The sequence below is a fragment of the Actinacidiphila glaucinigra genome, from assembly GCF_035918135.1.
GTDB classification, from domain to species: domain Bacteria; phylum Actinomycetota; class Actinomycetes; order Streptomycetales; family Streptomycetaceae; genus Actinacidiphila; species Actinacidiphila glaucinigra.
This window is the reverse complement of sequence record NZ_CP109144.1, coordinates 3,817,465-3,829,424: the sequence shown is the minus strand read 5'-3', so window position 1 is coordinate 3,829,424 and position 11,960 is coordinate 3,817,465. Positions and strand designations below refer to the sequence as shown.

The 11,960-nt window shown below is 72.8% G+C and carries 10 protein-coding genes; 5 read left to right on the top strand and 5 right to left on the bottom strand.

Annotated elements, in window-relative coordinates:
* Position 1: 1 nt before the first annotated feature.
* Positions 2–997 (bottom strand): deoxyribose-phosphate aldolase, encoded by a 996-nt coding sequence (gene deoC / locus OIE69_RS16785; RefSeq protein WP_326581211.1) that lies wholly within the window; start codon positions 995–997, stop codon positions 2–4.
* Positions 998–1,127: 130 nt separating this feature from the next.
* On the opposite strand from deoC, the gene OIE69_RS16780 reads away from it, so the two are divergent.
* From OIE69_RS16780 to OIE69_RS16770, 3 genes are all read left to right on the top strand, one after another.
* Entirely contained in the window at positions 1,128–1,715 is a 588-nt protein-coding gene (locus OIE69_RS16780) for a SigE family RNA polymerase sigma factor (protein WP_326572729.1), read from the top strand.
* Positions 1,712–2,674 carry a hypothetical protein gene (locus tag OIE69_RS16775; protein WP_326572728.1) on the top strand — a complete coding sequence of 321 codons (963 nt, stop codon included), beginning with the start codon at positions 1,712–1,714 and terminating at the stop codon, positions 2,672–2,674. Before OIE69_RS16780 ends, OIE69_RS16775 begins: the two co-directional genes overlap by 4 nt.
* Before the next feature lie 88 nt (positions 2,675–2,762).
* Entirely contained in the window at positions 2,763–3,410 is a 648-nt protein-coding gene (locus OIE69_RS16770; protein ID WP_326572727.1) for a PH domain-containing protein, read from the top strand.
* A gap of 92 nt (positions 3,411–3,502) precedes the next feature.
* Here OIE69_RS16770 and OIE69_RS16765 read toward each other — a convergent pair whose 3' ends face one another.
* From OIE69_RS16765 to OIE69_RS16755, 3 genes are all read right to left on the bottom strand, one after another.
* Positions 3,503–5,230 carry a phospho-sugar mutase gene (locus OIE69_RS16765; protein WP_326572726.1) on the bottom strand — a complete coding sequence of 576 codons (1,728 nt, stop codon included), beginning with the start codon at positions 5,228–5,230 and terminating at the stop codon, positions 3,503–3,505.
* Positions 5,231–5,511: 281 nt separating this feature from the next.
* Entirely contained in the window at positions 5,512–6,345 is an 834-nt protein-coding gene (locus OIE69_RS16760; protein WP_018561312.1) for a purine-nucleoside phosphorylase, read from the bottom strand.
* 134 nt (positions 6,346–6,479) lie between these two features.
* Positions 6,480–6,917, bottom strand: coding sequence for a gamma-glutamylcyclotransferase (locus tag OIE69_RS16755; protein ID WP_326572725.1), 438 nt, complete (start codon positions 6,915–6,917; stop codon positions 6,480–6,482).
* A 63-nt stretch (positions 6,918–6,980) separates the two neighbouring features.
* On the opposite strand from OIE69_RS16755, the gene OIE69_RS16750 reads away from it, so the two are divergent.
* Together OIE69_RS16750 and OIE69_RS16745 are read left to right on the top strand one after the other, a co-directional pair.
* Positions 6,981–8,429, top strand: a complete 1,449-nt coding sequence (locus OIE69_RS16750) for an NAD(P)H-quinone dehydrogenase (protein WP_089224323.1) — start codon at positions 6,981–6,983, stop codon at positions 8,427–8,429.
* 340 nt (positions 8,430–8,769) lie between these two features.
* Complete coding sequence (locus tag OIE69_RS16745; RefSeq protein WP_392567662.1) at positions 8,770–9,759, top strand: DeoR/GlpR family DNA-binding transcription regulator; 990 nt, start codon at positions 8,770–8,772, stop codon at positions 9,757–9,759.
* 83 nt (positions 9,760–9,842) lie between these two features.
* Here OIE69_RS16745 and OIE69_RS16740 read toward each other — a convergent pair whose 3' ends face one another.
* Positions 9,843–11,615, bottom strand: a complete 1,773-nt coding sequence (locus tag OIE69_RS16740) for an acetyl/propionyl/methylcrotonyl-CoA carboxylase subunit alpha (RefSeq protein WP_326572723.1) — start codon at positions 11,613–11,615, stop codon at positions 9,843–9,845.
* Positions 11,616–11,960: the final 345 nt, after the last annotated feature.

Sequence of the window (11,960 nt, the reverse complement as noted above, 5' to 3'; positions counted from 1 at the left end):
CTCAGTCCACCGTCACGTAGTCGGGACCGGAGTAGCGGCCGGTGCTCAGCTTCTGGCGCTGCATGAGCAGATCGTTCAGCAGGCTGGACGCGCCGAAACGGAACCACTCGTTGCTCAGCCACTCGTCGCCCACGGTCTCGTTGACGAGGACCAGGAACTTGATGGCGTCCTTGGAGGTGCGGATGCCGCCGGCGGGCTTCACACCGACCTGGACCCCCGTGGCGGCGCGGAAGTCGCGCACGGCCTCGAGCATCAGCAGGGTGTTGGCGGGGGTGGCGTTGACCGCCACCTTGCCGGTGGAGGTCTTGATGAAGTCGGCGCCGGCGAGCATGCCGAGCCAGGAGGCGCGGCGGATGTTGTCGTACGTCGCCAGTTCGCCGTTCTCGAAGATGACCTTGAGGTGGGCGGAGCTGCCGTCGGGGCGGCGGCAGGCCTCCCTGACCGCCTTGATCTCCTCGAAGACCTTCAGGTAGCGGCCGGCGAGGAAGGCGCCGCGGTCGATGACCATGTCCACTTCGTCGGCGCCCGCGGCCACCGCGTCGGCGGTGTCGGCGAGCTTCACCGGCAGTGCGGCGCGGCCGGCCGGGAAGGCGGTGGCGACGGACGCGACGCGCACACCGGAGTCACCCAGGGCCTCCTTGGCGGTCGCGACCATGTCCGGGTAGACGCAGATCGCGGCGACCCTGGGGGTCGTGCGGTCGGTCGGGTCCGGATTGACGCCCTTGGCGGACAGCGCCCGGACCTTGCCCGGGGTGTCCGCGCCTTCGAGCGTGGTGAGGTCGATCATCGAGATCGCCAGGTCGATGGCGTACGCCTTCGCCGTGGTCTTGATCGAACGGGTGCCGAGGCTTGCGGCGCGGGCTTCGAGGCCGACCGCGTCGACGCCGGGCAGCCCGTGCAGGAAGCGGCGCAGCGCGGCGTCGGAGGCCGTGACGTCGGCCATGGACGCCAGCCGGGCCGCGGCGTCGGGGCCGTGAGCGGGAACAGTGGTGGGCATGGTCACCAGCCCAGCATATCTACGCGCGTAGCGAATGTCACCGGTCCGGGCGGATCCGTCCGTCCCCTTACGGGTGGCCCGGCAACCGAATCGGCGGAACCGGTGGTCTGGTGGGTGAAGGGGGTCATCGATGAATCCAGACGACGAGGCGGAGTTCCAAGGCTACGTCCGTGCCAGATGGGCCCATCTGGTCAGGACCGCCTATCTGCTCACAGGTGACGGGCATCACGCCGAGGACCTCGCGCAGACAGCGCTGGCCAAGGCCTACCGATCCTGGCGGCGAGTGCAGCGCAGCGACAACCCGGACGCGTATGTGCGACGGATCCTGATCAGCTGCAACAAGGACCGGTTCCGCAAGAAACGCGTGGCCGAACGGCTCACGGACGTACCGCCCGAGGGCGCCGGCGCCGATCCCACGGCGCGGGTGGCGCAGCGCGAGGAACTGCTGGCGGCGCTCGCCGAACTGCCCGCGCGGCAGCGGGCCGTGGTCGTGCTGCGGTACTGGGACGACCTGTCGGAGACCGAGGTCGCCCACGCGCTGGGCTGCTCGGCGGGGACGGTCAAGAGCCAGGCGGCCCGCGGCCTGGCCAAGCTGCGGGCCCGGCTGGGCACAGCCGTGATGGCCGCGGAGCCCGTCGGAGCCGGGGCCGGTGCGGGGACGAGGACAGGGCCGTGGGGCACGGCGAAGCACACGAAGGCAGAAGGAGGGGCCCGATGAGGGACATGGGAGACGCGACGGGGTACGGCCCCGCGGACGGCGACACGGAGTTCGAGGCGCGGCTGCGCGAGCTCCTCGAGGAACAGACGGACGGGCTGCGCACGAGCGAGGCGCCCTACGCCACGATCCTGCGTCAGGGCAGGACGAGCCGCAGGCGCCGGGTGTTCGCCGCGGGGGCCGGGCTGGCGGCACTGGTCGCGGTGCCCGGCACGGCCGTCGCGATGCACTACCAGCCCGGCGCCGGCGGCCAGGCCGCCCTGCCGGCTCAGGACGCGCGGCCCTCCGCGCAGGCGAGCGCCACCCAGCTGCAACCCTCCGCCCCGGTGCGGGCGAGCGGGCCCGAAGGCCCTGCGACGCCGGGGCAACTGGCGGACGGGATCACGCTGGAGCGGGCGGCCGAGGCGCTGGAGGGGTGTCTCTCCTCCGAAGCGAAGCACCGGCGGGCGGACTCTCCCATGGGGTACGACCTCGGAAAGCCCGGGGACTACCGGGTGATCCTCGCGCTGAACGCCACGGGCGACATGAACTCCCCCGGTGACGGCATCCGGGTCGTGGCGGTCGGCACCCTCGGCGGTACGCCGGTACGGCTGATCTGCACGGACAAGGGCGATGAGAGGCCGGGCATCAACACCAGCATCGGCGACGTCGTCGATCCCGCACACCGCGCCGTCGTCCCGGACGACAACGCCCACCGGCTCTACCAGCAGGACGGCGCCACCGGGCCGGGGCTGCCGTACCACTTCCCCTTCCGCTGGGGCAGCGTCGGCACGGTCGAGCCCGGGGTCGCCAAGGTCACCGTCTCCTGGGGCGGCGTCACGCAGCAGGCCGCGCTCGACCACGGCTACTTCGCCGCGACCGGGGTCCTCGCCGCGTCGGAGGATTCCCTGCCGCACATCAAGGGCTACGACGCGGCGGGCAAGCTCGTCTACGACTCCGCGCAGGACAAGGCGTACCAGTAGGCGGCGAGTGGCCGGCGCTGCCGCCGATGCACTAACGCAACCTCCGCCCCGCCGGGCGCGGGCCCGGGGTCAGGCACAATCTGATCTCATGACGAGCTCCGAGAACCCCGCCCCCGAACCGCAGCCCGACCCCGGGCAGCCGAAGTACGCCGAGCGTTCCTACCGCTCGGCGGCCGGCGTCGCCGGTGGCGTGATCATGCTCGCCATCACGCTGTGGCTCGGCATCGACGCGATCGTCCGCGGTACGGGGAACACCCCCTGGCTGGCCCTCGCGTTGATGCTGCTGATCGTGCCGCTGGTCTTCGCGTTCACCCTGCGTCCGGTCGTCCGGGCCGGGGACGACCGTCTGCTGGTCCGCAACCCCTTCCGCACCGTCACCGCGTCCTGGGGCGCCGTGGAGGGGCTGCGCTCCGGCTACTCGACCGAGCTGTTCGTGGAGGGCAAGAAGTACCAGCTGTGGGCCGTCCCGGTGTCGATGCGCGCCCGCAAGCGGGCCGCGCGGGCCAGGACGCGCGCCGCCGCGGGCGACCCGGGCGCGACGCCGGGGTCCCGCCCCGGCGCGGACGCGACCCGGGCCTGGTCCGACCGCGTGGTGGACGAGCTGCGCGAGCTCGCGGAGCGGCACGGCGGCGGGGAGGGCGTGCGGAGCGAGGTCACGGTCCGCTGGGCGTACGAGGTGATCGCCCCGGCGGTGGCGGGGGCGGTCGTGATGATCGTCCTGCTCGCCATCGGCTGAGCCGGAGGCAGGGCGCGACGACGCGCGCGCCGACGACGCCGCCCCGACCGTGCCCGGGCGGGCACGACCGGGGCGGCGTCGTCGGCGGGGCGTCAGGCCTGCACGGCCTCGTCCCGCGGGAGTCCGGCGGCGGTGGCGAGGTCGGCCTTGACGGCCGCCAGCACCTCGGTGGCCTGGGCGCGGACGGCGGCCAGCCGGTCGGCGCCCGGCACGGGAAGGACGGCCTCCAGGTAGCACTTCAGCTTGGGCTCGGTGCCGCTCGGGCGCACGATCACCCGGGCCGACTCCACACCGGCGCCCGGAGAGCCGGCCAGCCGGTAGCGCAGGCCGTCGGTGGGCGGCAGCTCGGCGCTGCCCTTGGAGAGGTCCTCGGCGGTGACGACGGCGAGACCGGCCAGCGAGCTGGGCGGCCGCTCCCGCAGCCGGCTCATCGCGTCGTCGATGACCGACAGGTCCGCGACCCGCACCGAGAGCTGGTCGGTGGCGTGCAGCCCGTACTCGAGGGCGATGTCGTCCAGCAGGTCGGAGAGCGTACGGCCCTTGGCCTTGAGCTCGGCGGTCAGTTCCGCCACGGCCAGGGCGGCGGTGACGCCGTCCTTGTCGCGCACGCCCGCGGGGTCGACGCAGTAGCCCAGCGCCTCCTCGTAGCCGAAGCGCAGGCCCTCCACCCGGGAGATCCACTTGAAGCCGGTCAGGGTGTCGGCGTAGGGCAGCCCGGCGCGGGCCGCGATGCGGGAGAGCAGGGAGGAGGAGACGATGCTCGCCGCGAAGGTGCCGCCGGCCCGGCGGTGCACCAGGTGGGTGGCGAGCAGCGCGCCGACCTCGTCGCCGCGCAGCATCCGCCAGCCGCCCTCGGCGGCGCGGTCCGGCACGGCCACGGCGCAGCGGTCGGCGTCGGGGTCGTTGGCGATGACGATGTCGACGTCGGGGCCGAGCGCCCGGGCCGCGGCGAAGGACAGGTCCATCGCCCCCGGCTCCTCCGGGTTGGGGAAGGCGACGGTCGGGAAGTCCGGGTCCGGCTCGCCCTGTTCGGCGACGACGTGCGGGGCGGTGAACCCGGCGCGCTCGAAGGCGGCGGTCAGCACGTCGCGGCCGACCCCGTGCAGCGGGGTGTAGACGACCGAGAGGTTACGCGGGGTGTGCCGGTCCACGACGGAGGCGGCGCGGTCCAGGTAGGCCTCGACGACCTCCTCGCCGAGGACCTGCCAGCCGCCGTCCGCCAGCGGCACGTCGGCCAGCGGGCCGATCGCGGCGATCTCGTCGGCGATCCCGGCGTCGGCGGGCGGGACGATCTGCGAGCCGTCGCCCAGGTAGACCTTGTAGCCGTTGTCCCGCGGGGGGTTGTGGCTCGCGGTCACCGCGACGCCCGCGACGGCGCCGAGGTGGCGGATCGCGAAGGCCAGCACCGGCGTCGGCAGCGGTCCGGGCAGCACGGCCGCCCGCAGACCCGCGCCGACCATGACGGCGGCGGTGTCGCGCGCGAAGTCCAGCGATTTGTGGCGGGCGTCGTGGCCCACGACGACCAGCCCGTCGCCCTTGCCCTGCGCCGTGAGGTACGCGGCGAGACCGGCGGCGGCCCGGATGACCACGGAGCGGTTCATGCGCATCGGGCCCGCGCCGACCTCCCCGCGCAGCCCCGCCGTTCCGAACTGCAGGGTGCCGGCGAACCGTTCCGCGAGGTCGCCGGCCGCCGCCGTGTCACCCGACTCGACGGCCGCGAGCAGGGCCTCGAGCTCGGCGCGGGTGTCGGGGTCCGGGTCCTCTGCCAGCCAGGTGCGCGCCTGAGGGATCAGCTCCGCGTTCTCGCTTGCGCTTGCCACGTGATGCTCCTGCGATGTCTCGGTCTTCGGTGCCGCCCGTGCCGCGCGCGGGTCGGCCTGGGGCCTTCGGCCCGTCATGCCCGCGACCGGTGCCGCAGCGGGAGGCCGCGCGGCGGGATCCCGTCCGGCCGGGCGGCGGCGGAGCGGGCCGCCGCGACGAGCGCCGCCCGGTCACCTCCCCGTAGGTCGCCTTCCCTAACCAGGGTGCGGGCACCCCTGGGATCGCGCGCGGTGTGCCGGCGCGGGGGTGCCGGTCCGCCCCATTCGGGGGCGTGGGGCGGTCAGATGCGCTCGAGCACCTGGGCGAGCAGGCTGCCCATCCGCGCGGCGGAGTCGCGGCCGGCCTCCAGGACCTCCTCGTGGTTCAGCGGCTCGCCCGTCATGCCGGCGGCGAGGTTGGTCACCAGGGAGATGCCGAGCACCTCGGCGCCCGCCTCGCGGGCCGCGATGGCCTCCAGCGCGGTGGACATGCCGACGAGGTCGCCGCCGATGACCCGGACCATGTTGATCTCGGCCGGGGTCTCGTAGTGCGGGCCGGGGAGCTGGACGTAGACACCCTCCTCCAGGGAGGGGTCGACCTCCTTGCACAGGGCGCGCAGCCGCGGCGAGTACAGGTCGGTGAGGTCGACGAAGTTGGCGCCGACGATCGGCGAGGCGGCCGTCATGTTGATGTGGTCGCCGATCAGCACCGCCTGGCCGGGGCGGTAGGTGGGGCGCAGCCCGCCGCAGCCGTTGGTCAGGACGACGGTCTTGCAGCCGGCGGCGACGGCGGTGCGCACGCCGTGCGCGACGGTGGCGACGCCGTGGCCCTCGTAGAAGTGGTTGCGGCCCAGGAAGACCAGCGCCCGCTTGTCGCCGATCCGCACGGAGCGCACCTTGCCGGAGTGCCCGGCCACGGCGGGGGGCGGGAAGCCCGGCAGCTCGGTCACCGCGAACTCGTGATCGGCCTCGCCGAGGGCGTCGGCGGCAGGCACCCAGCCGGAGCCCATGACCAGGGCGACGTCGTGGGTCTCGCCGCCGGTCAGCTCGCGCAGGCGGGCGGCGGCGGCCGTGGCGGCGGCGTACGGGTCGCCCAGCGGGGTGCGGGCGGCGTGGGGAGTTGCGGAAGAGTTCACGCCGATGAGAGTAGCCGGTTATCTCCTACGCGCGTAGACGTCCCAGGTCACGGTCTGCGGAATTTCGGAGGATCCCCCGATTGACGGGGCCCGCGGGGCCGTGGAGAGGCCGCCGCGCCCGGGCTGCCGCCGGGTCAGCAGGGGCGCTTGCGCAGTTCCATGACGTAGTCGTGCGGAGCGCCCGCGGACTCCGCCGCGTCCGCGATCTCGCCGAGGTAGCGCGCGGACGGCAGACCGCCCTCGTAGTCGTTGAGGACGTAGATCCACGCGGACAGGTCGCCGTCGAGCGTGTGCGCCCGCACCATGTGGCGCCGGTAGATGCCCAGCGGGACGCCCTCCCAGCGGTCCATCGGCTCCTCGTCGACCGGGGCGATGTCGTACAGCCCGACGAAGACCTGGTGCAGCGGATCCTCCACCAGGGTGGCGAGCGCGCCCTCCCAGCCCATCTGCTCGCCGCCGAAGGTCAGGCGCCAGCCGCTGAGCCAGCCGGTGCCGCGCAGGGGCGAGTGCGGGGCGCGGCGCGTCATCAGCCGGGCGTCGAGGTTGCCGGCGTAGGCGGCGTAGAGCGACATGGTCATGAGAGTACGACAGCGGGACACCGCCCCCGTAAGTGATCACTTGGCGCGTGCGGGACAATGGGGTACGTGAATCGGATCGTGATCATTGGTGGCGGACCCGGCGGATACGAAGCGGCCCTGGTGGCCAGCCAGCTGGGCGCGGAAGTGACCGTCGTCGACTGCGACGGCCTGGGCGGGGCTTCGGTTCTCACCGACTGCGTGCCGTCGAAGACCCTGATCGCGACGGCCGAGGTGATGACCACCTTCGACTCGTCGTACGAGGAACTGGGCATCATCGTGGCGGACGACACACCGCACATCGAGCAGGCCGCCCGGGTCGTCGGCGTCGACCTCGGCAAGGTCAACCGACGGGTGAAGCGCCTGGCGCTCGCCCAGTCCCACGACATCACCGCCTCCGTCACCCGTGCGGGCGCACGGGTGATGCGCGGCCGCGGCCGGCTGGAGGGCATGCAGGCGATCGACGGCTCCCGCACCGTCATCGTCGAGGCGGCCGACGGCACCTCCGAGACCCTCACCGCCGACGCCGTGCTGATCGCCACCGGCGGCCGCCCCCGCGAGCTGCCCGACGCGAAGCCGGACGGCGAGCGGATCCTCAACTGGACGCAGGTGTACGACCTGGACGAGCTCCCCGAGGAGCTCATCGTGGTCGGCTCCGGCGTGACCGGCGCCGAGTTCGCCGGCGCGTACCAGGCGCTCGGCTCGAAGGTGACCCTGGTCTCCTCCCGCGACCGCGTCCTGCCCGGCGAGGACCCGGACGCCGCCGCCGTCCTGGAGGACGTCTTCCGCCGCCGCGGCATGAACGTCATGGCCCGCTCCCGCGCCGAGGCCGTCAAGCGGGTCGGCGACCGGGTCGAGGTCACCCTCTCCGACGGCCGGGTCATCACCGGCAGCCACTGCCTCATGGCGGTCGGCGCGATACCGAACACCTCCGCCATGGGCCTGGAGGGCGCGGGCGTCAAGCTCAAGGAGTCCGGGCACATCTGGACCGACAAGGTCTCCCGCACCTCGGCCCCCGGCGTGTACGCGGCCGGTGACGTCACGGGCGTCTTCGCGCTCGCCTCGGTCGCGGCCATGCAGGGCCGGATCGCGATGTACCACTTCCTGGGCGAGACGGTCGGCCCGCTCAACCTCAAGACGGTCTCCTCGAACGTCTTCACCGACCCCGAGATCGCGACCGTCGGCTACACCCAGGCGGACGTCGACTCGGGCCTCATGGACGCACGGGTCGTCAAGCTCCCCCTGCTGCGCAACCCGCGCGCCAAGATGCAGGGCATCAGGGACGGCTTCGTGAAGCTGTTCTGCCGTCCGGGCACCGGCATCGTGGTCGGCGGCGTGGTCGTCTCGCCGCGCGCCAGCGAACTGATCCATCCCATCTCGATCGCGGTCGACAACAACCTGACCGTCGAACAGATGGCGAACACCTACACGGTCTACCCATCGCTGTCGGGTTCGATCGCCGAAGCGGCACGGCAGTTGGCGACCCGCAAGGCGGCCGGGGAGCTCTAGGCCGTGTCGTCACATGCCCTCCCCCCAGCCTTCGGCCGGGGGGAGTTGTCGAATCGTCCGAGTAGCCCACTACGAGGACGACTCTCCGCCTTGCGATGCACCGCACCTGGGGGCACCTCCCAGCGGTAGCTGGGGGAGCTCATGTGACGACACGGCCCAGCAGGGCCTTCGGCACCGGCTCCGGGTCGTCACCGGAGCGGAAGCCTTCGCCTATATAGCACGGGGCGTCCGAGCCTGCGAACAACTTCTGTTAATCGGTGCAAACTGCTGATAGCGGAAGGTCATTGGCGTTACTGTCAGTTTCGTGTTCGCAGCAGAACGTCGCCAACTGATCCTCGAAATGGTGCGTGCCAACGGAGCGGTTTCGCTCCGTGAGCTCGCCCGTGTCGTCCAGACCTCGGAAGTGACCGTACGGCGTGACGTGCGGGCGCTGGAGGCAGAAGGACTGCTCGACCGCCGGCACGGCGGTGCGGTGCTGCCAGGGGGCTTCACCAGGGAGTCCGGCTTCCCGCAGAAATCCCATCTATCGACCGCGGAGAAGACGGCGATCGCCGATCTCGCCGCCGGTCTCGTCGAGGAGGGCGAGGCCATCGTCGTCGGCGCCGGCACGACCACCCAGGAGCTGGCACGCCGGCTCGCCCGGGTGCCGGGGCTGACCGTCGTCACCAACTCCCTGCTGGTGGCGCAGGCCCTGGCGCACGCGAACCGGGTCGAGGTGGTCATGACCGGTGGCACGCTCCGCGGCTCCAACTACGCGCTGGTGGGCAGCGGCGCCGAACAGTCCCTGCAGGGGCTGCGGGTGTCGCGGGCCTTCCTGTCCGGGGCGGGGCTGAGCGCCGAACGCGGGCTGTCCACGTCCAACATGCTCTCCGCCAGCGTCGACCGGGCCCTGGTCCAGGCGGCGGCGGAGGTCGTGGTCCTGGCCGACCACACCAAGCTGGGCACGGACACCATGTTCCAGACCGTGCCCACGGACCTGATCACGCATCTGGTCACGGACGAGCCACCGGCGGGCGACGACCGCGCCGCCACGGAGCTCCAGGCGCTGGCCGACCGCGGTGTGCAGGTCGCCGTCGCGTCGACGGACGGGGCTGACAACGGGATGTCCCACGGGCGGCAGCGACGGGAGATGCCGCCCGTGCCGGGGCCCCGGCGCCACCAGCACCCCTCCGGCAACTACCCGGGCGGTACGGCTCCCGGTGAGCCGCGCGCCAGGGCCGCCGGCCAGTCGGCCGGCGGCGTGTCGGGGATGTCCCCGCTGCGCACCGCCCAACTGGCCGGGGAACAGCAGGCCGCCCGGATCGCAGATCTGGCGCCGCGCCGACGCTAGACGGTGACGGCGGAACGCCGCGGGCCCCGGCCGAGTGATCGGCCGGGGCCCGCGGCGTTCGTGCTGCCGTCCGCGGACGGGCGTCAGTCCTTGATCTCGCAGAGGAGGGCGCCCGAGGAGACGGACGAACCGACGTCGGCGGTGAGGCCCTTGATGGTGCCGGCACGGTGGGCGTTGATGGGCTGTTCCATCTTCATCGCCTCGAGCACCACCACGAGGTCGCCCTCTTCGACGTGCTGGCCCTCCTCGACGGCGATCTTGACGATCGTGCCCTGCATCGGGGATGTCAGGGAGTCGCCGGAGGCCGCGGAGCCGGCCTTCTTGGTGGCGCGGCGCTTGGGGCGGGCACCGCCGGCGGCGGCGGTGCGGGCCAGGGTCATGCCCAGCGAGGCGGGCAGGGAGACCTCCAGCCGCTTGCCACCGACCTCGACCACCACGGTCTCGCGGCCGGGCTCGGTGTCCTCCTCGGCGTCGGCCGGGGCGGCGAAGGGCTTGATGTCGTTGACGAACTCGGTCTCGATCCACCGGGTGTGGACGGTGAACGGACCGGTCTTGCCGTTGACCTCGGGAGCGAACGCCGGGTCGGTGACCACCGCGCGGTGGAACGGGACGGCGGTGGCCATGCCCTCGACCTGGAACTCGGCCAGGGCGCGCGCCGCGCGCTGCAGGGCCTGCTGCCGGGTGGCGCCGGTGACGACGAGCTTGGCGAGCAGGGAGTCCCACGCCGGGCCGATGACGCTGCCGGACTCGACGCCCGCGTCCAGGCGGACGCCGGGGCCGGTCGGCGGGTCGAAGCGGGTGACGGTGCCCGGAGCGGGCAGGAAGCCCCGGCCCGGGTCCTCGCCGTTGATGCGGAACTCGAAGGAGTGGCCGCGCAGCGGCGGGTCGTCGTAGCCGAGTTCCTCGCCGTCGGCGATGCGGAACATCTCGCGGACCAGGTCGATGCCGGTGACCTCCTCGGTGACCGGGTGCTCGACCTGCAGACGGGTGTTCACCTCCAGGAAGGAGATGGTGCCGTCGGTGCCCACCAGGAACTCGCAGGTGCCGGCGCCGACGTAGCCGGCCTCCTTGAGGATGGCCTTGGACGCCGCGTAGAGCTGGGCGTTCTGCTCCGGGGTCAGGAACGGCGCGGGGGCCTCCTCCACCAGCTTCTGGTGGCGGCGCTGCAGGGAGCAGTCACGGGTGGAGACGACCACGACGTTGCCGTGGCTGTCCGCCAGGCACTGGGTCTCCACGTGCCGCGGCTTGTCGAGGTAGCGCTCGACGAAGCACTCGCCGCGGCCGAAGGCGGCGACGGCCTCGCGGACGGCCGACTCGTACAGCTCGGGGACCTCGTCCAGGGTGCGGGCGACCTTCAGGCCGCGGCCGCCGCCGCCGAAGGCGGCCTTGATCGCGATCGGCAGGCCGTTCTCCCGCGCGAAGGCGACGACCTCGTCGGCGCCCGAGACGGGGTCCGGGGTGCCGGCGACGAGGGGGGCTCCGGCGCGCTGCGCGATGTGCCGCGCGGCGACCTTGTCGCCGAGGTCGCGGATGGCCTGCGGCGGGGGGCCGATCCAGGTGAGCCCGGCGTCCAGGACGGCCTGGGCGAAGTCGGCGTTCTCCGACAGGAAGCCGTAGCCGGGGTGGACGGCGTCGGCCCCGGACTCGGCTGCGGCCGCCAGCACCTTGGAGATGTCCAGGTAACTGGTGGCCGGGGTGTCACCGCCCAGCGCGTACGCCTCGTCGGCCACGCGCACGTGCAGCGCGTCCCGGTCCGGCTCCGCGTAGACGGCCACGCTGGCGATCCCGGCATCCCGGCAGGCACGGGCGACGCGGACTGCGATTTCACCGCGGTTGGCGATGAGCACCTTGCGCACGATGGCTCCCTCCTTGAAACAAGCAGAGTTTAGGTACTGGCGACACTTCGTGCCGAGGCACCCCTGGGGGTGAGCTTGCCCACACGGAGGGTGATACGGGCCCCCAATCAGGACCCGGATGCCTAGGCTTCCTACGGTAAAGCCCCATTTATCCCGGTGCTTGTGGCCCTGGGGTGTGGGCCGGGTCACCGTCCTCCACCGTGACCGACGTGGCGCTTTTTTTGTGGGAACTCCACGAAGGCCCGGGTAAATCTTTGCCGGACCGGCGCCCCATACGGGTGGTGCCGCGCGGACTCTTGCCGCAACTCCTACCCGTTAGTAGCGTTCGGCCCACGAAATACCGCC

Bases quoted from the DNA above. Each gene is read 5' to 3' on its own strand.
- OIE69_RS16770 (WP_326572727.1), top strand. From the start codon at position 2,763: ATGACGAGCTCCGAGAACCCCGCCCCCGAACCGCAGCCCGACCCCGGG.
- OIE69_RS16755 (WP_326572725.1), bottom strand. From the start codon at position 6,917: ATGTCGCTCTACGCCGCCTACGCCGGCAACCTCGACGCCCGGCTGATG.
- OIE69_RS16780 (WP_326572729.1), top strand. From the start codon at position 1,128: ATGAATCCAGACGACGAGGCGGAGTTCCAAGGCTACGTCCGTGCCAGA.
- OIE69_RS16745 (WP_392567662.1), top strand. From the start codon at position 8,770: ATGGTGCGTGCCAACGGAGCGGTTTCGCTCCGTGAGCTCGCCCGTGTC.
- deoC (WP_326581211.1), bottom strand. From the start codon at position 997: ATGCCCACCACTGTTCCCGCTCACGGCCCCGACGCCGCGGCCCGGCTG.
- OIE69_RS16775 (WP_326572728.1), top strand. From the start codon at position 1,712: ATGAGGGACATGGGAGACGCGACGGGGTACGGCCCCGCGGACGGCGAC.
- OIE69_RS16750 (WP_089224323.1), top strand. From the start codon at position 6,981: ATGGGGTACGTGAATCGGATCGTGATCATTGGTGGCGGACCCGGCGGA.